This window comes from Virgibacillus sp., from assembly GCF_013393565.1.
In the GTDB taxonomy this organism is placed as follows: Bacteria; Bacillota; Bacilli; order Bacillales; family Amphibacillaceae; genus Virgibacillus; species Virgibacillus dokdonensis.
This window is the reverse complement of the sequence record NZ_JABXHF010000061.1, coordinates 1-24338: the sequence shown is the minus strand read 5'-3', so window position 1 is coordinate 24338 and position 24338 is coordinate 1. Positions and strand designations below refer to the sequence as shown.

The following is a 24338-nucleotide window of genomic DNA, read 5'->3' as shown; positions in this document are numbered from 1 at the left end:
CTCTTGTTGTTTAAGTAAAGTAATCACTTCTGTCAGCCTTGTCGTAATATCAAGCAGTTTTGTTTTCAGTTGTCCAGTCTCCATTCTGTTTAGCAACATTGTGATCGTATGTTCTTCTTCTGCTAAATTATTTGCTGTAAACCACTCTGTCACCAGTTTTATTCGCTCTGTTTCCGCTTTTTCAACTTTACGAATTTGCTTTCTTTCCTGAGCTATTAACGTCATTAATGTATCTATCGAACCAGATTTAACAGCCTCTGTCTTTTTTCTAGAAAGTTCAAGCAGTCCGTTATGGAGCTCAAGTAGTTTTTCTAACACATGTATAATTGCCGGTACTGTCAAGCAAAAACCTCCTTTCGAAGTAAAAGATTACACCTATTTTCCTCTCCAGAAATCCAACATTTTTTGTGCTGTTTTTTCATAGTTTATTTCATATTTATCTAAGGCAACAGCCTCTTTTAATCGCTCAATTTTTTCAGCTCGTTGAGGGCTTGTTTTTTCTTCTTGTTGCAACTGCTTTGCTCGATTTGATATTTCAATCTGATCATTCTTCATTTCTCGCTTAACATCCATTTGCTTATGATATGGTTTTTTATACGGATTAAAATTAAATTGATTTGGACCATTAATTTTCACTTCCGTCTCACCCCTTTTACAGCTCTTTCCGATTACTTTGACTCTGTTTTTTATATCGGCTATAAAAAAATAATTTTAAAGCTCTTTATCATCAAACATATAATAGGTTCGTTTTTTTTCTTGCTCTTCCTTTTCATTTATCCTATCTTCCAGTTCTTCATGTTGTTCTAAATCTTTCCGCAGTTTTTCAAGACAAGCTTGGCACAAATTTCCTGACGTAATTTTTTTACCGCAATGACTACAAGGATAGCCAATATTCGGAAATTCCGTAGGCAATAATCGTTTTTCTTTAATAAATTTAATAATTAATTCCTCATCTACACCTGTGTTTTCAACAATTTCAGACATTGTCGCTTCTCTATTTTTTCGTTTGGACATAAATTGATAAACGGTTCGAAACGCTTCCTCCTCTTGTTGGTAGCAATTTTGACAAATTGTACGTGCTCCTTTTAAGAATAAACGATCACAACGAGAACAGTTTGCTAATTCTGCCATAATAGATCCCCACTTTCCATTGATATCCGCTTCAAGCATTTTCTCATATTATAACACGGTCATACATTAGCTTCGAATAAGTGTAAAGGATAATACATTGGGGCAGCCTTGCTCTAACAATACTTTAGCAGCGTGCCTCAATGTCACTCCTGTCGTATATATATCATCGACTAAAATAACCGGTTTGTTAAGCGGTTTTTTTAATCTAAAAGGATTTACAGAATTCAACCTTTCTTCTTTTGATTTTTTTGCTTGTTTTTCACTCCCGATCCGTTCTAAATAATTCGCTTTTGGGATAGGGAGAAACTCAGCTAACATGGCTGCTTGATTAAATCCACGCTCCTCTTGTCTTTCTTCACTTAAAGGAATCGGCACTGCTACATATGCCTTTGAAGTAGTCTTTATCATGCGTTTAAAGTGGATACGAAATGTTTTTTTAAACACATTACCAAGTTCATAATCTCCTTGATACTTCCATTTCGTGATGATTTCTTGCATAAAATTACTATACGGGTAAACCGAATAGTTACTAGCTAAACTATCCTTTGAAGGAGCTTTTTCCCAATGGATACAGTCCAAACATTTCCCTTCCGTACTCGAACGACTGCATCTTGTGCAACGTGGGCCATCTATTGCCACTAATAACTGATTGCAAGCATCACAAATAACTTTTGCTTCTGGATAAAGCATGGTTCTCCACGTTACTTCAGGGAGAATATTCTTTTCACAAAGTAGACATGTCATCATGTAAATCCTCCTAGTTGATTCATTCTTTTAATTAAGCGAATGGCTCGCACCATGGCATTTGTTTTTCCATCATGAAAGAAAACGACTTCCCCGTCAGGATCTTCTGCGCTTCTTCCTGCCCGTCCTGCAATCTGAACGAGCGCTGCTTCATCAAATACAGAATGACCAGCGTCTATGATAGCCACATCAACAGAAGGAAAAGTTACGCCTCTTTCTAAAATGGTCGTGGTGACTAATACTAGGAGCCTTTTATTTCGAAATTGAGAAATTTTTCGTTCCCTTTCAGGATCAGATGCATGTACAGAAGTTATTTCCGATGCATCTTTAATTATTTTCTGGTTAAAAAGAATAGTATATATATGACTAACTACTTTTTCTGTAAGAGAGATAGTTGGAAGGAAAATCAAGAGTTGACGTTGCTTGTTTTCTCGCTGACAAAGCCATCGGATAAATGCTCGAGGAGCGGTTCCCTTTTGTAATTGCTTGTGTAGAGAAAAGCACATGCACATCTGAGGAACAGGGAGCGGATAACCGTGATAACGGGTTGGCACAAAAACATGTTTCAACTGATTCCACTGTAGTTTACGTCGTTCTTTACGTCTAGGAGTAGCAGTTAAATAAATCATTGTACCTGAAGGCTTTAAAGCTCTTTCTGTCGCAAAGGCCAAAGAAGTATCTGCATGATATGGAAAAGCATCTAGCTCATCAATAATGACCACATCAAATGCATGTTCAAAGCGTAAAAGTTGATGGGTGGAAGCAATAATGATTTGCGAGGTGCCTCTCTTTTCCTTGCTACCTCCGTATAACGCTTGAATCAGTATGGTTGAAAAAGCTTCTTGTATTCTCGGAAGTAGCTCCCTTACTACATCGACTCTCGGAGTAGCAAGACAAATGCGCATCCCTTGCCGTAAAGCTGCTTCAATACCAGCAAATAGCATCTCTGTTTTTCCAGATCCGCAAACAGCCCATACTAAAAGCGAGGATTCTTGCTGCAAAATAGCATCACGGATTGTTTCAGAAGCCTTGGATTGCGCACCAGTAAGTTGACCTTCCCAAGTACAAGCCCACTCATGCTTTTGCCAACAAGCTGGCTCACCATTCCACCGATACAGTGGTTCTGTCTCCATTACTCGTCCCATTTGGATGCAATTACGACAGTATGCAATAAGGCGTTTCTGATTAAGATCATGCATGTTGGAGAATTGAGATTTTTTTCGATTTCCGCAACGTCGACATATTTTGATAAACGGGGTTTTCATGATAGATGGGATAGGGGTCAATATGTTTTGCTCGAGAGAGGCGTGGAATAGTTCTTCATCAAGAGGAATTTCTTTTCGGAGCAGTAATTTTCCATCACAATGTTTGACAAGTTCTAGATATAGCGAAGTAGTAAGTTTTTCTATCATCTTTATCTCCTTTGATTGTATTAATTATAGAAAGTAGGATAGATAGCAATAGGGGTACACTTTTTTGAAAAACCTGGATTTTTACCAAATCTTTATCGCAGAACAACGGCAGTGTTTTTCTTATAATCTAAACCTTAAAACTTTTTGCTCACCTATACTTACCTATAGGAAAACAAAAATTTATAATTACTTATCTGCTGACAGATGGTGTTTAGAGAGGGTATATAGTCAATCATAGCAAATGAAATAGGGTTTATAAAGTGACAATTGCAAGTTTTCTTTCGCGCAACTATAAGAGGAGATTTTCTCTAGAAAATTTCGTTAAAAACCCTACTTTATTCGTGCTAGTACAAAATGATACGAACTTTTATAATTTAAACGAATTGAGCTCTTATAAGGAGGATATAATTATATGTCACAAACCGCTAACCTGCTTAAGAAAATGACGAAAGCTCTAAAAGAAGATACTTCCTTAATAGATGATATGGATGTCGTCTATCAGTTTAATTTTAAAAGCGATTATCCAACCACTTATCAACTACTATTACGCGGAAAAGACAGTTATGTTGTAGAGGGAAAAACAAAAAAAGCAGATTGTATTTTATTTATGAAAGAAGAGCATTTTCTTCAGCTAGCGACAGGTGAATTAACCGGGACTAAGGCGCTCTTTACTGGTAAGTTAAAAATGGAAGGCAATGTGAAATTGGCCTTAAAATTAGAGCATATTCTATCTGCTTATAATCAACATAAGACCGTTTAAATTTTAAATGATCCCTTTTCTAATTGCATACGCAACCGCTTCTGTCCTGTTTTTCACCTCCATTTTTCGCATAATTGCCGTCATATAATCACGAACTGTATACTCGCTTAGATGTAATTTATCAGCCGCACTACTCGTTGACTCTCCTTCTGCCATCAGTGCTAAAACTTCAACTTCTCTCACAGTTAAGCAGAATGAGCGTTTATCTATATGCGGCTTTTTTTCGAACTTTCCAATCACTTCTCCTGCACTTTGTCCAAATTTAAGCAAAGCTGTGTATGCGTCTTGTGAGATAGAAAATTGGCTATAAGGCCCTTGATCAAGAATAGCTGCACCTATAAGTCGGTTATTTGAAGGCTGATACAGCGGAGCAACAACTATAGACTTCAATTGAAATTTATTAATGTATTCAATAGGAAAGCTTTCCTTTGCATCCGTAATGAAAAGAGGTTGCAGATATTTCATCCCCTCTCCAAACAATTGCAATAGCTTCATTCCTTTGTCAATCAAAGGAAGATTACGCACATCCTCCATTATTTCTTGAATTGCTTTATTATCAAATTGATGACCTAACAAGCCACTTCCCACTCTATCATCTGATGAATAGGAAAAAATACCACATCTTTCAAAAGGTAAATAATTAATGAAGCCTTGCGTAACTAATTTCACAGATTCATCAAAAGTCTTTGCTTGAATAATGGATTCATAAAACATAATAACAGAGTCTTTCCATTGCTGTTCTTGACGAGGTGCCTTTAATCTCCTTGAACTGTTTTCAAATAATTGCAATATATAGTTTATAAAAGGAATTGTATAGCCAGCTCCTTTTCTATCTATACATATTAAAAGTGTACTATACTTATAGGGTATCGTAATCGTATTTTTATTATTGGAATATGGCATACTTTTTAATAGTTCTTCTGTTAAATTAAAAAAGGTGCTAGCTTTAAAATCATGAGATGGACGGTTCCATTGTGTATTGCTCTGAAACCATTTGCTGATGTAAAATACTTGCTCATTTTTTTCCACGACTGCTAACCAATCAATTGGAAATTGTTCCGAATTTACAAGTTGATCTAGAAAATCATCTATAGTAAATAGAAAATCTTGTTTATCCGTAAGTATATGGTCCCGCATCTTCATAAACACATATTGAATGGCTTGCAGGTCACTATAATCATAGTTTGACTTCCGTTTAACTACCCTATGGACAGCAATTTCCATTAAAGTAATAACAAATTGGTTCATGGGCTGACTTACAGATTTCCTCTTCCCTACTTCGTTTATTTTAATTAATAGAGCTTCTTTATCATATTGAGAATCAAAGATTAAATCTGAAAGCACTTGTAATGAAATAGGGATTTTTGCTAACTTCGTTTCACCACTTTCAAAATAACCTGAAACTTGTTTCCAATGATACTCAATTTGTTTTTGGTTTTCTCTTATTAAACATAAACCATACTGAAAAAAAGTATCCATATATTGGTCTAACCGCATTACTTTCGCCTCTTTTCTTTTTTTAGATAAAAGTTAATAACCACCACCTCACGAACGATGAATGATTATTCATTCATAAATAGACGACATCCTATAATTTTAGGGGGATTATTGCCGCATTTTTTGAAATGCTACAATTTTCGGAATTGAATAAATAACAAAAAGAATCTACAGTTAGATTAACATCTTCAGTATAACAGATATGATTTTTCATTTCTGTACTATAACTGAATTTATATTAACAAAAATTAAAAAGGTTTACAACACGATGGAAACATTGTTCAAAGGAGCGTGATATCAAAAAATGCAATTTAGAAAGCATTGTAAATAAAAAAGGAGGAGATTCTCATTCATAAATTCTCAAAAAAATTGATCATGGTAGTGTTGAGCTTTTTTATTGTGTTTTTCTATAGTGGTGGAATGAAGACGGCACATGCCCAAGAAACAACAAAATCATTTAATTATGTATGTACAGCCAATACTTCTTTTGGTGAGATCGCTATTAATATGAACGTTACACCAACTGCCACAGTACCAAATAAAGTACAAGCCAATCAGGAGTTTTCTGTTTCTAATATACAGACTACTATTGGTGTAGACTTAACCGGACAAATCGAACCATTAAAGGGATTTATTAACCCATTTAACGGTCATGTAAATCAATTGAATTTAACATCGCCAAGTGAAACAGTGAATGTGTTTGGTTCGGAAGGAGTGGCTATTCCCGAGACGCCATTTGATCCCAACGATACCCTGATTTCCTTTCAAATTAGTGGCAATGATACGAATTTCAATGCAGGAGAGGATGATGTAAACATTCATGTAGGTGAAATAGAAGCAGAAATTTATGCAAAATTAGGCACGACACCAATTGATCTACCTGTCACTTGTACCCCTCCAGAAGATACACTGTTTACAACAGTAAAAGTGGAAGAAAAGCTGGATAATCAAGCACCTGTTATTACGTTAAAGGGTGATAACCCAATGACTATAAAAGTTGGAGAAACATACAACGATCCAGGAGTCATGGCTAAAGATGAGATAGACGGGGATCTAACTAAGCAAGTAATAGTTTCTGGTGATCTGAATACTGAAAAACTAGGCGAATACAGCATTACATATACAGTAGAAGATAAAGCCGGAAATCAAGCGACAGCTACTCGAATTGTATATGTAGAAGCTGCAGAACCAGATGACGATGAAAAGCCGGGGGATGGTGAAAAACCTAGTGACGATGAAAAGCCAGAGGATGATGAAAAACCTAGTGACAGTGAAAAGCCGAGCGACGATGAAAAACCGGGTGACGGTGAAAAGCCAGGGGATGATGAAAAACAGGATGATGGCGAAAAACCGGGGGATGATGAAAAACAGGATGATGGTGAAAAACCAGGGGATGATGAAAAACCAGAAGAAAATAATTTAGGTGCAGGAAATGATGACAATAAACCTGGTAACGGCGTAGTGCTTCCAAATACTGCAACGAATATACCGTTCATATTATTAATCGGTGCAATACTTCTAACAGCAGGCGCGTCCATACCTTTGTTTAGAAAATATATTTTTAATTAAACAAGGAAATTGGCAGTGAAAATCTGTATTGATTTTCATTGCCTTTTTAGAAAGTGCTAATAAAATCCTTTTCCTAATTTATAATCTTCAAGAAAATAGATAAATTCGACCTGTAGCCAATCCTTATAGGGGAAAGTTTCTACAAACCTTAAAATTCTAAACTGCCCACTGTACAAATGAAGTGCCTGCTTACAAGCATTTGAACAACCCTGAAGCCAACAAGATAACTTAAAGGAGGATATGATATGGGAAAAGCGGGTTATATTTCCGCAGAAATAAAACGTATTTTCCAAAATAAACATGTAATTCTCACCGTCTCTTTAGCTATATTCGTCCCACTTCTATATGCCATGATTATGTTGTCACCAAAATGGGGTCCTTATGACAATACGAATAATTTACCAGTAGCAGTAGTAAACAATGACCAAGGTGCCATGTCAGATGGTGAGCGTCTAAACATCGGCGATAGTTTAATGACTAGCTTGAAGGAAAACAAATTGCTAGGCTGGGAGTTTGTATCGTCCAAAGAAGCGAAAAAAGGCATGGATAATATGAAATATTATATGACGATTGAAGTTCCAGAAGACTTCTCAACAAAAGCCTTGACCGTTCTCGATGATGAGCCAATAAGACCTACATTACATTACATGCAGAATGAAGGGCTACACTTCATGGCAGCACAAGTTACTAATAAAGCTGCTGAATCAATAAAAACGCAGTTATCTACACAAATAACCACAACATATGTAGAAAATGTAGTCGCTCAATTAAAAGAAGTATCAAGTGGATTTACAGAAGCCTCAGATGGTGCGAAACAGATCAATCTTGGGTCTAATAAACTAAAAAATGGGTCTGAGCAAATTCTAGATTCTTTAAATGAAAAATCCTCCGATATCAAACGATTAGCAAATGGAGCTCAACAATTAGAAGATGGGTCCCAAACGATGAAAGAATCGCTGGTTTCTAAACAGGAAAATATAACGAGTCTTGCTAAGGGTGCGCGAGAATTAAATATAGGAACAGGCACACTTTTAAACAACTTACAAAATAAAACAAATGATGTCACAAAATTAGCTAATGGCTCTTCACAGGTACATGAAGGAACGATACAGTTAATGAACGCTTTAAATGAAAAATCAGCTGATATTGCTCGTCTATCCAATGGGGCTTCCGAATTAGCAGATGGAGCGAACGAACTACGTACTGGTTCCACAAATTTATTGACAGGCGCAAAACAAGCAAAAGATGGAACAACACAACTGAAAAATGGGCTTAGTGAAAGGATTATCCCCGGAAGCGAACAATTAGCTACAGGAGTTCAACAAGCCCAAGCAGGTGTTCACGATACCATTCAATCCATGCAAAGCTTACAAGCAGCGCTTCAAGAATTACCCAACAGTGTTGACGGACTAGAAGATAATGCTTTATACAACATCATTATGGCTCAACTAAATGAAACTTTAAAAACAAGCCCACAAAAACAAAAAGATTTTCAAAAGCTTGTTAACGGAGCAAATCAATTACGAGACGGCCTAAAAAATGAGCTAAGTGTAGGTGTGACCGATTTGAACAGTGGTCTTAAGCAACTTGTAGAAGGTCAACAACAATTTCAAAACGGTGTAATTGAACTAGAAAAAGGAGCGACTGAAGTAGCAGCTGGTAATAAAACCGTAGAAGCAGGATGGAAAGAGTTACAGACAAACGTAGCTACATTACAGGAAGGAACCAAGCAAATAAAAGACGGGAATCTAACTGTAAAAAGTGGGTGGAGTGAGCTTACAGCTGGTACGAAACAATTGCTTAATGGCTCCAGACAAGTACGTGATGGAAACAAGACAGTAGAGATTGGGTGGCAAAAATTGACCGCTGGTGCAATAGAACTGGAAGATGGTTCTAGTCAAGTAAGCGCTGGAAATCAAACTGTAAAACAAGGCTGGGAAACGTTAACAGATGGGGTTTCACAAGTAGACGGTGGCCTAGCAAATTTATCTGATGGAAGTGAAGAATTACAAGAAGGTTTAGAGGGAGCTGCTGCGAAAACGAACAATTTAAACACTACCCAAGAAAATATTTCCATGTTTGCGGAACCTGTTGTTTTAGATGGCGAAGTAATGAACAGCTTTCCTTTTTACCGTGATTCAAACGCACCATACATTTTAACATTAGCGCTTTATGTTGGCATTTTAATTATGTCCTTTGCAGTTAAATATCGCACTCCTGTTATTATTCCTCCATCAGCAACAGCTTGGTTTACTGGCAAAGCTATAAAGCTAATAATGCTTGCTATTCTACAAGCATTAATCCTATCTTTATACACACTCGTTTTCCTAAATTTAGATGTGCAAAGCGGTGTTTCTTTCGTCTTGTTTTCTATTATGGTAAGCTTAACTTTCTTAATGATTATTTTATTCTTAGTAAGTGCAGCTGGAAATGTTGGGAGATTTATAGCATTGGCATTCGTTATCCTGCAATTGTCCACAACCGGATCACCCTTACCAATTGATATGCTCCCAGAAGGATTACGTCAGATGAGTACTTTCTTACCATTTACGTATTCGCTTGAAAGTTACAGAAGTATTATATCTTTAGGCATAACCTCCAATACATGGGAGAGTGTTGGCGGTCTATTCTTATATTTTAGTATTTTCGCATCACTCGCTATGAGTGTGTTCTATATTCGATTCAAATTTATGAGAAAACAAATGCATTATCAAAATAGTGATGCTAAGGAATCCGTTAGCTAACAAAACTGAAAAGAGCCTCCTTTATAAAGAGGCTTTTTTTACTTAAAAATTTTATACTATCATAGCGTGTAACAAATGCTATTTCTGCTTATACCATGTCACACCCAATGCACCTTCTCCAAGATGTGTGCCAATAACAGGTCCAAAATAACTGATAGTCGTTTCAGCGTCAGGGTATTTTTTTAAAAATCGTTGTTCCAAATCAAGAGCGTCAACTTCATTATTTGCATGAACAAAGGCTACCTTGATTGCCCCACCTTCAGAAGCATCTTTTTCCAGCATATCAAGTATCCGCTGTAGCGCTTTTTTCTTGGTACGAATTTTTTCGTATGGCACAATTATTTTATCTACAAAATGAAGAATTGGCTTTACTTGTAGGACACTACCTAAAATGGCCTGTGCCCCATTAAGACGTCCTCCACGATGTAGATTACTTAAATCGTCTACCATAAAATATCCACGCATCGTTTGCTTCATCTCATCGAATCGACGGATAATTTGCTTAGGCTGTTTTCCTTTTTGCACCATATCTACTGCTTCTAATACATAAAAACCTTGCGCCATACAACTAATTTCCGAATCATATGCATAAACTTCAATTCCATCTACCATTTCACCAGCACTTACTACCGCCTGATATGTACCACTAATGCCACTAGAAAGATGGACGGAAACAACCGCATCATATTCTTTAGCCAAATCCTCTAAAACATTTGTAATATAACCGATCGAAGGCTGTGAAGTTTTTGGCAGTTCGTTCGTTTCCTTTAATTTTTGATAAAACTCTTCCGTTGTAATGTCAATTTCTTCCTGATAAGAAGTATCCGTAAACTGGACACTTAATGGCACCATATGTATATTAAATTTATTTCGTATTTCTTTGGGTATATAGGCCGTGCTGTCTGTCATTACAGCAACTTTCATGCAAACCTTCTCCTCTTTATATAGTCTTTGCTTTTATATACTAGTACAACAATCCTATTATATTCTACATGAAATTAATAAAAAATGCATGTTTTAGATAAAGGAAGTATGTGTCAAGTTTTTCTCAACATAGTTACAACCTCTACATTTCCAGCACTCTATTTATGCACACTTTTAGTGATTTATAATACAATAATTTTTTTTAATACATGTAAGCGAAATGTAGCTAGTGACCGCTCTCGCTATATACACTGCAGACTCCCTCCATGGATATGGAAAATCTCTTTAGATTAGGAGTTGTATTTTGATGGTAGTTTTCATTCATTATCCCCGTTTCCTATACTATTAAAAAACTACCTTATGACAGCCACCGTTTTTCTGATCTTATACCTCCGATAGTGCAAAAAAAAAGACACTTCTGAATAGAAGTGACGTTTTCTTATGGTTTGATTGGCTACACTTTGCCTTGTTTAAATGGTAGCTTCATATACGAATAAGTAGAAGAAGTAGAGTGCTTACTAGATTACTTCTACCCACCCTTTGCGGATAGCAGCAACAACAGCCTGCGTTCTATCATTAACATTCATTTTTTGTAGAATATTACTCACATGGTTTTTTACTGTCTTTTCGCTAATATAAAGTGTTTCAGCTACAGCGCGATTGCTTTTTCCATCTGCCAATAATTGTAATACCTGGCACTCTCTTTTTGTTAGTAAATGGAGTGGTTGCCTATATTCTATACCATTTTCCGCTAAGGACGATAGATTGTCTTTTGCTAGTCTGCGATACTCCATCACTAAGTTATGTGTCACTTTTGGATGCAGATAAGAACCGCCATCACTGACAACCTTAATCGCTTCGATCAATGCCTCTGAATCCATTTCTTTTAATAAATAACCTTGTGCCCCAGTTTTTAGAGCGTGGGTAACATAGCTCTCATCATCATGGATAGATAAAATAATGACGCTTGTATTTGGAAAATAACGGACAAGATCCTTGGTTGCCTGAACTCCATTCATATTTGGCATATTAATATCCATTAACACGACATCTGGGTTATTTTCCTTTACAAGTTTGGCAGCCATTGAACCGTCATCGCCTTCTGCCACTACTTCAAATGCCGGTTCAAAATCCAATATTCTTTTTACGCCTTCACGAAATAATTTATGGTCGTCTATTAAAACAATACGTATTTTTCTTTCCTCAGTCATTATAATAGTTCCTCCTGCATCAAAAATAAATTTCTTTCCCCTGGAATTCCTTATGATAGAATCAAATATTATCTATATCTAGACGTACCTACGATGAATAAGCTTCTTCCGAAGTTAGGGTTTGTTAATATCTTCCTTAGAGCAAAAAACTTCTGTTTCATATCGGAATTTTAGAGTGTTCTATTTTATTATACCGTTATACAGACGTATAAGGAACCTTTATGTAAATAGTTGTTCCTTTTCCTATGCTTGATGAGATATTCATTTCACCTTCAAGCATCTCCACTCTTTCTCTCATACCAATTAATCCAAATGATTTATCTTTTTTTAACGAAGGGTCGAACCCTACCCCATTATCTTTAATTACCATCGTTAAATCACTTTTTCCTATATCCAATTTCACTTGAATTAAAGAAGCTTCTGCGTGTTTTACAGCATTTTGTAAAGCTTCTTGTACTAATCGAAAAACAGCAATTTCATATTTTTGATGCAATCGCTTTTTCTCTCCAAATGCATGAAATTCAATTTTCAAATTATTATAGTCTGCGGTGGTAGAGATATATTTTTTCATGGTAGGAATTAAACCTAAATCATCCAAAGCCATCGGACGGAGGTCATAAATAATTCTTCTTACTTCGTATAAGGAGGAGCGTATCATCTCACGAACACTTTTGATTTCTACCAGTGCTTGATCTACGTCTTGATTAAGAAAAGTACGTTCTACCAGTTCAGATCGCAATAGTATATTCGCGAGCATTTGTGCTGGTCCATCATGAATTTCCCTGGAAATTTTCCGTCGTTCTTCTTCCTGGGCTTCAATAATTTTTAAGCCAAATTCCTGTTTTTCTTTTGCTTCTTCAAGCATTTCATTTACTTGTTTAAAGTCATCATGTAAATAGTTAAGAACCACAGATATTTTACCAGCTAACCCTTCAGCCCGTTCAATGGTTTGTGCAAGAGAAATTAATCTTCTCTCTAAATCATCTCTTTTTTCACGCAGTACACTTTCTTCCTGACGCAACATGGCTAGTTTAGTCTGCATAGAATGTGTCTTTTCATATACTTCTCTTATCTCGGCTTCAGAGTATCTATCGAAATGCTTACTCACTTCAGCTAGTCTCCTACGAGAAAAGCGAACTTTTTGTTCCAAATCGTCACCATCATTAATATGTTGTGCTACCCTTATTTTTGTATCTTGCAACTCTTTCACAAGATGTTCATGCTCTTTTCTTGCTTCTTCACTAATACTAAAAATTTCATCTTTACTATTTTGCACTACTTCAATCATCTCATGAATAATATAATCTAAAACTCGATCGCTAATTCTTTGCGCCATCATTTCCCACCAACCTATGTTATAATTATACGCAAACTGTCCAACTTTTTATAGGGTCTTTTAGCATACATAAGAAAGACGTAAAATGCATCTTTGTACTCAATTTATAAATACAACCGGACCTCTATTCCTACTTTTTACTATAAAGTGAATCTTCAATACGTGTGGTTTTCTTTAACCCCCACTGATTCTTTAAATGAACAAAGGTGCTGTTATCACCCAATTAGGCTTGTTCAGCTCACATCTTTTAATGCTTGAAATGAGAGCTTTACAGCACTTTATACCCGGGATAAAAGGACATGTTTATACATTTTTGTAAAGCCGTTTTTTCCATAACTTATAAAAGAAAATCTTGTGAATGAAAGATTCACTTTATGATGTATATCCCTTTTTCTACTCTATAAAACCTTTGTTGTAGGTTATATAATTTTAATTTTTTATCGCTAATGTGTTTGAAAATACTTTATTTGTAGGATTTATGTAGAAAATTCGAGAATATACACTGTTTGTTAGCACTATAATCCGACGGTTTACAAAACGAATATATCTTATTTTATCACGCAAATACCAAGGAGGAAATGGAAATTGCTCGATCGTTATTATACTGTAAAACGAGAAGGTCAAGACGAAATTATAATACAAAAATCTCGGTTTATTGGCTATGTTAAAAGAGTTGAAACGGAAGAAGATGCACAAAAATTCATTCAAGAAATAAAGAAAAAACATCATGATGCAACACACAACTGCTCTGCTTATATAATAGGAGAACACGACCAAATTCAAAAAGCGAATGATGACGGAGAACCTAGCGGAACAGCAGGAGTGCCTATTCTAGAAGTACTGAAGAAACAAAAATTGAAAGATACTGCAGTTGTTGTCACACGTTATTTTGGAGGTATTAAGCTTGGAGCAGGTGGTCTCATTCGAGCATATGGGAGCACAACTTCACAAGCAATTAAAACAACTGGAGTGATTAAGCGTCAGCGCATGCAAGGATATACGGTGACTGCGGATTATGGGTTATCTGGTAAATTAGAGCATGCTCTACGACAGTCGGAATACATCTTACACAAAACAGATTATACAGATCAAGTCACGTACCATGTTTATGTCGAAGTGGGAGCAGAAGCAGATTTGGAAGCTTTTATAGTTGAATTAACCAATGATCAAGCAAGAATAAACAAAACAGATACGACTTACCTTGAAATTGATGTATAAAAGCTGATTTTTATCCTTCCTATCATATAAAGGGAGCTCTTCTTTCAAAAGAGCTCCCTTGAAAATTGTTCTATTTTGTTGAAATATAGATGTAGACAAACTCACGTTTTGGCAAGTACAAAGAAATATGAACAGCACTTTGACTCCTCATTTATTCCTATCCCAACCTCAAACATTTGCTTACTGCTTCCCAAATTAAGAAACTCTTGCTAATAGAGAAGCCTTTTATTAAAGTAACTTACACGCTGCTTCATCCGCTATAATAATAACATTATTATGGTTTTGCAATATGGAAGCTGGAAATTCTTCGCTTACTTTACCATTTACTACTCGTTTCAACGCTTCCGCTTTTCCTTCTCCAGAGACAAGCAATACAATTTGCTCACTCTCCATAATGGTTTCAATTCCCATTGTTATTGCTTGCGTAGGTACTTCATCAAGCGATATAAAAAAACGTGCATTAGCTTGACGCGTAGACTCATCCAGTTGAACAATATGCGTTCTGCTTGTGAACGGGGTTCCTGGTTCATTAAAACCAATATGCCCATTTAAACCTAGACCAAGAATTTGCAAATCTATATTACCTGCCTGTTTAATACGTTTTTCATAATTTATAGCTTCTTGATTAAGATCAAGTGCATTACCATTTGGCAAGTATGTTTGATGAGCTGGTATACCAAGATGATTAAATAGTTTTTCATTCATATAGTAGTTATAGCTATTAATATCTTCTTTTTCCAAACCTACATATTCATCAAGATTGAAAGTAACAACATGTTCAAATGATACTTTTTCCGCTTTATATTGGTTAATTAAATACTCATATAATCCTTCCGGAGTAGATCCTGTTGCCAAACCTAGTACTGGTTTTTCAAGCGCATTTACTTTTTCGATGACCATTTCTCCGGCACGTTCACTTAACTCTTCATAATTACGAACCTTCATTAATTCCATTTTCTCTATCTCCTTTAAATGCTATTTTCCCTCTGCAAAATGTATACTTAATATCCAAATGTTCATTCACAATGAGAACATCGGCATCTTTTCCTGGTGTGATACTACCTTTTCTATCATATATGTTTATTTGTTTGGCAGGATTTACAGCAGTCATTTCAATAATGTTATGCATAGAAGCTTCTGTTAATCGCAACATGTTTTGCGCACCTTCCTGCATTTTTAAAATGCTTCCTGCTAAAGTACCATTATCTAATACTGCTCTATCTGCAGAAACATGTACGGGCTGCCCACCTAACTCATACTCACCAGCAGGTAAACATTTTGCCCGCATCGCATCTGTAATTAAAAGTAGTCGTTTACTACCAATGTTTTGATAAATAAGTTGCAACATTTCTGGTACAACATGAATACCATCTGCAATGAGTTCTGCACGTAATTCTTTGAGTTGCATAGCTGCACCAACTGTGCCGATATCACGGTGATGAATACCGTTCATAGCATTACAAAGATGTGTAACTTGCTTAACCCCATGCTTTACAGCTTGTTGCATCATAGAAAAGTTAGCATTCGTATGACCTGCAGACACATTGACCCCATCAGCAGCTAATTTTTTTATAAACGCTCCATTCGAGTCAAGCTCTGGAGCCATTGTAATCGTTTTTATTTTGTTTCCAGATAGTTCCTGCCAGTGGTTGAATACGTCTATATCGGGATCTTTAATGTATTGTAATGGCTGAGCACCCGCTTTCTTCTTTTCAATGAATGGTCCCTCCAAATGCACCCCAACCACTTCTGCTTGACCAATTTTATTGACGTAATCACGTACATTTCTTAAAGCTGCTTCCGTTTGCTCAGGAGACTGTGTAATCGTTGTCGCTAAATAGCTAGTCGTCCCTTCTTTGGGAAGCGTTTTACTCATCGTATCTAAAGCTGCTTCGGTAGCATCCATCACATCCGAACCATTCGCACCATGAATATGTCCATCAATAAAGCCAGGGATTACAGATAAACCATTTGCATCTATCACTTGCGTTGCTTCAGGTAAACAAGCCGGAAAATCCCCATGTTGGTGAACAGAACTAATTTTCCCTCCATCTAAAAGCAAACTGCCATTTTTGATGATCGTCGTTTCTGTGAATATATTAGCGTTTTTAATGAACATAGGCAAAGTTTTATCCATTTCAGGTCGCTTCCTTCCTTTGATGTAAAATATGTATTCTGCTATATTGAAGCAAAATCACCATTATCTATTAAAAACATCATTTCCTTCATTAAGCACCATAATAACACAACTTGTGTTATACTTCACATTTTTTTATAATCATTTATCACTTTATGATTTGCTGAAAAATTTTTGCTATCAACATTATTTATACCTTGATTTTCCCAAAAATATAAAACTTATAACATATGAAGAAGTAGCATCCCAGATATTGAAATACTACTTCTTAGTTTTAAGATTTAGGTGCTACTGAACTTGTTAACGTAATACTCCTTAATTCTTTAACAAGCATATTCACCATTTCTTGTGAAGAGTTTATATTTTGATTTTCTGTTTCTTGAATAACTTTCTTTAATAAATTTTTATACTTTTCCTGCTCACCCATTCATTTCCCACCTCTAAACTTCCATTTTGTGTAAATGAACCATTGACATGAAGCTTCAATAATTTTATAATTTTTTACCAAATCACTATAAATTCTACTAAACTTTACACAGTTATACAATGGTTTCGCTATTTTTTTCATGATTAAGAATATACATAATATTAACCCCTTATTATTTCATTGCTTTTCAAGTTGGTTGAAGTAGCTCATTTTGTGTTAAAAACACAATCCTTCGTTCCCGCTTTTATTTTATGATTAGTGAAATTTGGCTTATCGCCAAAACCGCATCCTTTAGAAGATAACCGGGAAATTTTTACGCTTTCGTTTGCCAAATATTTTCAGGCTATAATATTATATGTCACTAAAATAAAATTGGGAGTCACTCTAATAAAACACCGAATACTTTCCTAGCGTGTAAACAAAAAAAGAATAATCCAGAACTTTTTACCGCTCTTTGGTTATTCTTTGTTCATTCGCCATTTATTAAATTCTAAGTATTCTTTAAATGTTCTTTTATCATTCCCGATTCCATTGTTTCTTTAACAATTTCCAGCCACTCCTCATCATATTGTTCTGCTGCTAAACTTGTTTCCTCTTGTAACAACTCATTTATGGACACACCTAGTACATAAATTATTTTTTCAATGAACTGAATAGAGGATTTTTCTGTAAACCGCGTTCAATGGAACTTAAATAGGATTTTTCTACACCAGTCTTTTCCGCTAATGCTGAAATTGACATTTTTTGCCTTTTCGTAATTCTTTTTATTTTTTCTCCAATCAATTCTTAATTCCCCACCTTCTTTCAAATGGCATTATGCCATAACTTTTGACAATAGTTGTTTTTTTTCGAAAAATCATTTTATACTTTAATCCCTTCTCGGACATTACTTAAAAACAAACGAATACTTTATCTACATGTATATGCGGTTGCTTACAAAATTGAAAGGAGAGGAAAAATAGACGAATACGACTAATTTCGATATAATCAAACCGTAAATTAATTTTATAGTTTGCCTCTTTAAATGATCATTTATACAGACAAGTGCAATGCAATGCAATAAGGTGTAAAATATTAGCAAATAACACTAACAGACTTCTATCATCTTAAAAATGCTTTCAACTAAGCACATGTTCAACCTAGCAGCCCAAGTTGGGTTAAGGTAGCTCTATCATTTTCTTTAGAATTACTTTACTTATCACTAAATCATTATGGCGAAAAAGCGCCTTGGTTTTACTTTTATTATAAACTTGAAATTTTATATACTTTATACAGTGTTAAAAATTCGTCTTCACACAAGGAATATAGCTAAGTTAACAAGAATAATGATATAGGAGTGAATTTATTGAGTACGAGAATGGAGAAAAGCAAAAAAAAGCGGAAATGGCCGTTATGGCTAGGTAGTATCTTTATAGCCATTCTGTTAATTGTAGGAGCAACTATTTTTTACATTTGGAATCAAATTAATAGCACAGTTGACACGATGCATAACCCACTTTCACGTGACAATGATCCAGAACGACAAAAAGAACTCGAAGCTATCTTTAAAGATACAAAAGCTGTGAACGTTTTACTGCTCGGAGTCGATGAACGAAGCGGTGATAAAGGAAGATCGGATACGATGATCCTTTTATCGCTTAATCCAAAAACGAATGCAATGAAAATGATAAGTATCCCCCGTGATACATATGTCAACATTCCTGGTAGAGGAAAAGATAAAATTAATCACGCATATGCGTTCGGAGATGTAGAACTATCCGTCCAAACCGTGGAGGAAAACTTTGATATTCCAGTACATTACTATGCCAGTGTCAACATGGAAGGTTTTAAACAAGGGATTGATGCATTAGGTGGAGTGACCGTCACGAATAAGACCGCTTTTTCTCAAGGGGGTTCTGAATTTCCAAAAGGTGACGTGCAATTAAACGGAGAACAAGCATTAGACTACATACGGATGCGAAAAAATGATCCCAGAGGTGACTTAGGTCGTAATGAACGACAGCGCGCAGTAATCATGGCTGCTATTAATAAAGGAGCTAGCTTTTCAAGCATTACTAAATTTGGAGATATACTTACCATACTCGGGGATAATGTCAAGACGAATTTGGACATGGATGATATGCAGACGTTATTCAGCAACTATCGAAACACGAGAAATAACATATCCACTATAGAAATTAAAGGGAACGGTCAAATGATCGGCGGGATTTGGTTTTATGTTGTCCCTGAGTCGGAGTTTAGTCGTGTACAGTCTGAGATTAAAACGCATATGGATGGGAAATAGTGTGGAATAAAGTAACATGAAAGGACTGTACGTCCATGTTACTTTGCTAAATTGAAATAAAGGGAGGTTACTATGAGAAAATTAATTGTTATCGCAATCATATTGTTAGTAGGAGTCATAACTGCCTGTTCTGATGATAACGCAACACCAAGCGATCGCTTTTCCAATTATATCAATCATTGGAACAAGAAAGAATTCGATAAAATGTATGCCATGTTAAGCAAATCAGCTAAAGAAAATTATCCAACAGAACAATTCGTCGATCGTTATAAAAAAATTTATCAGGATTTAAATGTTTCTGATTTAAAAATTGAAGCAGAAACATTGAGTGATAAAGAAAGTGAAAAAGCGATGGAAGATGGAAAAGTATCCATTCCTTTTTCCGTAAGCATGAAAACAACAGCAGGTCCTATATCTTTTGATTACGAAGCAAATCTAATCAAGCAAGAGGATGAGGATAAAGAAAACTGGTATGTAGATTGGGACACTGGTTTTATTTTCCCAGAAATGAAAGATAGCGGTGAGCTCCGGATTGATTCTACAACACCTGCTCGAGGCGAGATTCGTGATCGCAATGATATGCCTCTTGCGATGAATGATACCATTTATGAAATAGGAATTGTACCTGAGAACCTTGGGGAAAACGCAAAACAAAACAAGAAAAAAATCGCCCAACTACTTGGACTATCTATTGAATCAATTGACGAAAAACTGAATGCCAGTTGGGTAGAGCCAAATTTATTTGTTCCAATAGCAAAAATTACGAAAGAGGATGAAGCGCTCTGGAATGAGCTTGTTGCTATCAATGGTATTACTAGGCAAGAAACGACAGGACGAATCTATCCAGGGGGAGCAGCTACCGGAGCACTCGTCGGTTATATCGGACAAGTAACTGCAGAAGAGTTAAAAAAACAGAAGGAAAATAATTACTCTGCACAAGATACTATTGGTAAAAGAGGATTAGAGAAATTATACGAAAAACAGCTACGCGGCATAAAAGGTAGTACCGTTAAAGTTATAAATGATGGAGAAGAGACAATTCTCGCAGAAAAAGAGGCCAAAGATGGCGAGAATGTACAGCTAACCATCGACATAAATGTACAGGAGAAAATCTATAACACACTAGATGGCGATAAGTCTACAACCTCTGTAATAGATGCAAAAACAGGGGAAACACTTGGCTTAGTATCCAGCCCTTCTTTTAATCCAAATGAGATATTATATGGAACAACAGCAAATATTTGGAAAAAACTAGAAGAGGACAAAGAAAATCCACTCTTAAATCGTTTTTCTTCCACTTATGCTCCTGGATCGGTAATTAAACCAATTACTGGGGCAATTGGAATGAAAAATGGAACGATCGATCCAAAAGAGGGGTTAAAAATAAGTGGTCTTACTTGGAGTAACGGGGAAGGCTGGGGAGATTATGAGGTAACACGTGTATCCCAATCAAACGGCCCTGTTGACCTACATGATGCTATCGTTCGATCTGATAATATCTATTTCGCCATGCAAGCTGTCGATATGGGTGCAAAAGCTTACGTTGAAGGACTGAAAGCATTCGGCTTAGGTACGGATTTCCCATTTGAATACCCGATTACAGCATCTTCTATATCCACTTCAGAAAAGCTAGATGATGAAGTGCTACTAGCAAATACAAGCTATGGTCAAGGCGAAGTAGAAATGAGCTCGTTACACCTAGCTACAGCTTATACAGCATTTTTAAATGACGGGAACATGCTAAAACCAACTTTGTTAACAAGTGAAGAGAAGGCACAAGTGTGGAAAGATAAATTAATTACACCAGAGCAAGCGGACATAATCAAAGAAGCACTGCGAGATGTTGTTGTAGATGGAACAGCAAAGCGTTCTGCAAAAAATGCTAAATTCCCTGTTTCGGGTAAAACGGGGACGGCTGAGTTAAAATTAACTAATGATAGTGACGGTCAGGAAAACGGTTGGTTTGTTGGTTATCCTACAGACGATGAAGACATTATTGTTTCCATTATGATTGAAGAAACAAAAGGCAATAGTGGTCTTTCTACAGAAAAGGCGGTAGAAATACTCCATAAAATGAAAGAATAACTGTTAACGCACTCTGACTTTTACCATTCATGGGAAATAGCTCTTAGTATGAAGAAGGATACGCACATGGGAATATGCGTATCCTTTTCTTATTGTTCTAAAGTTAATTGTTCTTGTTCCGTAAAAACTCTAGATCTCGTTAAAAAACGCTTCCCTTCAGGCCCTTCTAGGGAGAACATGCCTCCCCTTCCATTAACTGCATCTAAAATGAGCTGTGTATGCTTCCAATATTCATATTGATCCTTTGATATATAAAATGGCACTCCAGCAATACTACCCAATAACACATCCGCATCACCGACACGAAACTCATGGAGAGGATAGCACATTGGTGAGCTTCCATCACAGCATCCTCCAGACTGATGAAACATTACTTCTCCATGTTCACGTTTCAACTTTTCTAACAATTGAAGTGCTGCTTTCGTCGCTGTTACCCATTCTACCATATGATCCCCCTTTTAACAAAAAATCTATACAGCTCTAAAAGCCCACTCTCCATTTCTCCGCCTCCTATTAAAACAATATAGTTTATTGTCGATTTCTTATCGTGAAACTGGACTTTTTGGCGCATTTGAAGTACAGAACATTTCCACTTTCTATTGCATTAAAATAATCCTGCCGGCCTTTCGCTATAGCTTACTAGCAAGTTTTTCGTTTGCTGATAATGGCTAAGCATCATTAAATGATTCTCCCTACCAATACCAGACTTTTTGTATCCGCCAAATGCTGCATGTGCAGGGTATTGATGATAGCAATTTGTCCATACGCGACCAGCCTCTATATTTCGACCAAAACGGTAAGCGGTATTAATATTTCTCGTCCATACCCCTGCACCTAGTCCATACAGTGTATCATTTGCAACCGTAAGTGCTTCTTCTTTATCTCTAAAAGTTGTTAATGACAGAACTGGTCCAAATATCTCTTCTTGAAAAATGCGCATTTTATTATTCCCTTTAAAAATAGTTGGCTCTACATAATAGCCATTTTTCAAATCAGGGTCATCGACTTCTTGTACATTTCCACCAATTAAAACCTCTGCTCCCTCTTGCTTACCTATATCTAAATAAGATTGGATTTTCTCCAATTGTTCTCGAGAAGCTTGTGCTCCCATCATCGTAGTAGTATCCAATGGGTGCCCTAACTTAATTTGTTTGACCCTATCTATAGCGCGCTCCATAAATTTATCATATATCGTTTCTTCAATTAATGCTCTAGATGGACATGTGCATACTTCCCCTTGATTTAACGCAAACATCGTAAACCCTTCGACGGCTTTTTCTAAAAAACCATCATCCTCTTCCATTACATCTGCAAAGAATATGTTCGGAGATTTACCACCAAGTTCCAATGTGACAGGAATAATATTTTCCGACGCATATTGCATAATTAATCGTCCGGTAGTTGTTTCCCCTGTAAAGGCTACTTTTGAAATTCTACTATTTGAAGCTAGTGGTTTACCTGCTTCAACGCCAAATCCATTAATCACATTCACAACACCTGCAGGAATTAAGTCTTTCACTAGATCAAGCCATACATGAATAGAAGCTGGCGTTTGTTCAGCTGGTTTTAAAACAACACAGTTTCCAGCAGCTAGTGCAGGAGCTAATTTCCATGTAGCCATTAATATTGGAAAATTCCAAGGAATAATTTGTCCTACTACTCCTAAAGGTTCATGGAAATGATAAGCGACCGTATCTTTATCAATTTGACTAACTCCGCCTTCCTGTGCTCGAATCACACCTGCAAAATAACGAAAATGATCAATAGCAAGTGGTATATCTGCAGCTAACGGTTCACGGACTGCCTTTCCATTATCCCAAGTTTCTGCAACAGCTAACTTTTCCATGTTCTCTTCCATTCGATCAGCGATTTTATGAAGCAACAATGATCTTTCCGTTACCGATGTTTGGCTCCATATCATTTTCGCCTCATGAGCGGCATCTAACGCAGCTTCTACATCTTCCTTTGTAGATCTTGCTATCTGACAAAATACTTCTCCAGTTACCGGACTTGCATTTTCAAAATAATTTCCATTGGCTGGTGGAAGATATTCTCCTCCTATAAAATTATCATATTTTTCCCTAAAATGAACTACAGCATTTTCCGTATTTGGATTAGCATACCTCATCTAACTTTCTCCTCCCTTTTAAGAAAGCGCTTTCAAGTAATTGTGATTTTAGTATAACAAATCATTTCGAATAATTGCAAGATTATAGCTACTTGTATATTATGTCTAAGATTTATCATATCTTAAGGAAACGATTCTTATAATATATGAGCGAAGGCGCCGGCGCCAGTTTAGCAACGTAGCGAATCGAACGAATCAACAGAGATAAATATAGTGCAAAAAACCCTTGATATCTATCAAGGGCTAGTAGCAGGGGTTTATATCTTATAAAGAGATACTTATTGGTTCATGCTACTTAAGTTCAGGAAGAGTCCTTACTTCCTTTTGCATAGTGGACTTACATAACGGACATGTTGGTTCCTCCTCAAAACTATACGACTCCCGCATCCAACCTTGACAGTCGTCACTGGTGCATGACCAAATGTTCGTTTCCACTTCTGGAACCGGTTCTTTTGGTCCACGTGAAAAAGACATGTGAGCATCTCCTTTCTAATACTAACTTCTATTATACGCCTATTGTTGCCAGAAGGAAAGCTACTAAGCGTACAACTATCGTTCGATGCATCCTGTTTCTAGGGTTTAAAAAGGTTATTCTACTTATATTCACTAGCGTTGCATAAAAAGTAATGCTTCAAGTCAAGCGTTAATTTTCCATTTGAGACATAGGTAACAGAATTTTCTGATATATGTTATTTGTACACAATGAAAAAAAGACAACAGGCATGAGAGGT

At 36.2% G+C, this 24338-nt stretch carries 21 protein-coding genes and 1 pseudogene; 6 read left to right on the top strand and 16 right to left on the bottom strand.

The genetic code is table 11. The features are described 5' to 3' along the window. The 5 genes from flgN to HLX49_RS13055 form a co-directional block, all read right to left on the bottom strand. Window positions 1-342: flagellar export chaperone FlgN (gene flgN, locus HLX49_RS13075; protein ID WP_296362397.1), on the bottom strand; the 342-nt coding region annotated here is incomplete at its 3' end. 33 nt (window positions 343-375) lie between these two features. After that, window positions 376-636: a flagellar biosynthesis anti-sigma factor FlgM gene (gene flgM, locus HLX49_RS13070; RefSeq protein WP_216484063.1), complete on the bottom strand. Its 261-nt coding sequence runs from the start codon at window positions 634-636 to the stop codon at window positions 376-378. Between the two features lie 75 nt (window positions 637-711). Then, window positions 712-1170, bottom strand: coding sequence for a TIGR03826 family flagellar region protein (locus HLX49_RS13065; RefSeq protein WP_367112754.1), 459 nt, complete (start codon window positions 1168-1170; stop codon window positions 712-714). A 27-nt stretch (window positions 1171-1197) separates the two neighbouring features. Further along, window positions 1198-1878, bottom strand: coding sequence for a ComFC family protein (locus tag HLX49_RS13060; RefSeq protein ID WP_237342764.1), 681 nt, complete (start codon window positions 1876-1878; stop codon window positions 1198-1200). Continuing rightward, complete coding sequence (locus HLX49_RS13055) at window positions 1875-3287, bottom strand: ATP-dependent helicase ComFA (protein WP_077705366.1); 1413 nt, start codon at window positions 3285-3287, stop codon at window positions 1875-1877. Before HLX49_RS13055 ends, HLX49_RS13060 begins: the two co-directional genes overlap by 4 nt. A gap of 412 nt (window positions 3288-3699) precedes the next feature. Here HLX49_RS13055 and HLX49_RS13050 point away from each other — a divergent pair, with 412 nt between their 5' ends. Beyond that, window positions 3700-4047: an SCP2 sterol-binding domain-containing protein gene (locus tag HLX49_RS13050; RefSeq protein WP_077705369.1), complete on the top strand. Its 348-nt coding sequence runs from the start codon at window positions 3700-3702 to the stop codon at window positions 4045-4047. Window positions 4048-4050: 3 nt separating this feature from the next. Here HLX49_RS13050 and HLX49_RS13045 read toward each other — a convergent pair whose 3' ends face one another. Continuing rightward, window positions 4051-5544, bottom strand: coding sequence for a response regulator transcription factor (locus HLX49_RS13045; RefSeq protein ID WP_296362389.1), 1494 nt, complete (start codon window positions 5542-5544; stop codon window positions 4051-4053). A gap of 375 nt (window positions 5545-5919) precedes the next feature. Between HLX49_RS13045 and HLX49_RS13040 the strand changes: the two genes are divergently transcribed. Further along, window positions 5920-7113, top strand: a complete 1194-nt coding sequence (locus tag HLX49_RS13040) for an immunoglobulin-like domain-containing protein (protein WP_296362387.1) — start codon at window positions 5920-5922, stop codon at window positions 7111-7113. 245 nt (window positions 7114-7358) lie between these two features. Continuing rightward, window positions 7359-9857 carry a YhgE/Pip domain-containing protein gene (locus HLX49_RS13035; RefSeq protein ID WP_101932403.1) on the top strand — a complete coding sequence of 833 codons (2499 nt, stop codon included), beginning with the start codon at window positions 7359-7361 and terminating at the stop codon, window positions 9855-9857. Window positions 9858-9935: 78 nt separating this feature from the next. On the opposite strand, the gene HLX49_RS13030 is transcribed toward HLX49_RS13035, so the two are convergent. The 3 genes from HLX49_RS13030 to HLX49_RS13020 form a co-directional block, all read right to left on the bottom strand. Continuing rightward, window positions 9936-10781 carry a DegV family protein gene (locus tag HLX49_RS13030; RefSeq protein ID WP_077705381.1) on the bottom strand — a complete coding sequence of 282 codons (846 nt, stop codon included), beginning with the start codon at window positions 10779-10781 and terminating at the stop codon, window positions 9936-9938. Window positions 10782-11299: 518 nt separating this feature from the next. Further along, on the bottom strand, window positions 11300-11992 hold the full coding sequence (locus HLX49_RS13025; RefSeq protein ID WP_077705384.1) for a response regulator: 693 nt from the start codon (window positions 11990-11992) through the stop codon (window positions 11300-11302). Window positions 11993-12188: 196 nt separating this feature from the next. Further along, window positions 12189-13328, bottom strand: coding sequence for a sensor histidine kinase (locus HLX49_RS13020; protein ID WP_077705387.1), 1140 nt, complete (start codon window positions 13326-13328; stop codon window positions 12189-12191). A 585-nt stretch (window positions 13329-13913) separates the two neighbouring features. On the opposite strand from HLX49_RS13020, the gene HLX49_RS13015 reads away from it, so the two are divergent. After that, window positions 13914-14546 carry a YigZ family protein gene (locus tag HLX49_RS13015; RefSeq protein ID WP_296362384.1) on the top strand — a complete coding sequence of 211 codons (633 nt, stop codon included), beginning with the start codon at window positions 13914-13916 and terminating at the stop codon, window positions 14544-14546. A 228-nt stretch (window positions 14547-14774) separates the two neighbouring features. Here the strand turns inward: HLX49_RS13015 and nagB are convergent, their stop codons facing one another. The 4 genes and pseudogenes from nagB to HLX49_RS12995 all read right to left on the bottom strand — a co-directional run bounded on the left by nagB (window position 14775) and on the right by HLX49_RS12995 (window position 17893). Then, complete coding sequence (gene nagB, locus HLX49_RS13010; RefSeq protein WP_077705393.1) at window positions 14775-15500, bottom strand: glucosamine-6-phosphate deaminase; 726 nt, start codon at window positions 15498-15500, stop codon at window positions 14775-14777. After that, complete coding sequence (gene nagA / locus HLX49_RS13005) at window positions 15478-16683, bottom strand: N-acetylglucosamine-6-phosphate deacetylase (protein ID WP_077705395.1); 1206 nt, start codon at window positions 16681-16683, stop codon at window positions 15478-15480. Before nagA ends, nagB begins: the two co-directional genes overlap by 23 nt. A 274-nt stretch (window positions 16684-16957) precedes the next feature. Continuing rightward, on the bottom strand, window positions 16958-17110 hold the full coding sequence (locus tag HLX49_RS13000) for a hypothetical protein (protein ID WP_162985848.1): 153 nt from the start codon (window positions 17108-17110) through the stop codon (window positions 16958-16960). A 458-nt stretch (window positions 17111-17568) separates the two neighbouring features. After that, window positions 17569-17893, bottom strand: a pseudogene (locus HLX49_RS12995) (helix-turn-helix domain-containing protein). A 562-nt stretch (window positions 17894-18455) separates the two neighbouring features. Here HLX49_RS12995 and HLX49_RS12990 point away from each other — a divergent pair. Next, window positions 18456-19394, top strand: coding sequence for an LCP family glycopolymer transferase (locus HLX49_RS12990; protein WP_077705398.1), 939 nt, complete (start codon window positions 18456-18458; stop codon window positions 19392-19394). A gap of 72 nt (window positions 19395-19466) precedes the next feature. After that, a complete protein-coding gene (locus tag HLX49_RS12985) occupies window positions 19467-21479 on the top strand; it encodes a penicillin-binding transpeptidase domain-containing protein (protein WP_077705401.1) in 2013 nt (670 codons plus the stop codon). 89 nt (window positions 21480-21568) lie between these two features. On the opposite strand, the gene HLX49_RS12980 is transcribed toward HLX49_RS12985, so the two are convergent. The 3 genes from HLX49_RS12980 to HLX49_RS12970 form a co-directional block, all read right to left on the bottom strand. Then, window positions 21569-21925: a DUF779 domain-containing protein gene (locus HLX49_RS12980; protein ID WP_296362378.1), complete on the bottom strand. Its 357-nt coding sequence runs from the start codon at window positions 21923-21925 to the stop codon at window positions 21569-21571. Window positions 21926-22083: 158 nt separating this feature from the next. Then, window positions 22084-23607: an acetaldehyde dehydrogenase ExaC gene (exaC, locus tag HLX49_RS12975; protein WP_296362376.1), complete on the bottom strand. Its 1524-nt coding sequence runs from the start codon at window positions 23605-23607 to the stop codon at window positions 22084-22086. Between the two features lie 291 nt (window positions 23608-23898). Then, window positions 23899-24081, bottom strand: coding sequence for a cold-shock protein (locus HLX49_RS12970; protein WP_073007670.1), 183 nt, complete (start codon window positions 24079-24081; stop codon window positions 23899-23901). Between the last annotated feature and the right edge of the window lie 257 nt (window positions 24082-24338).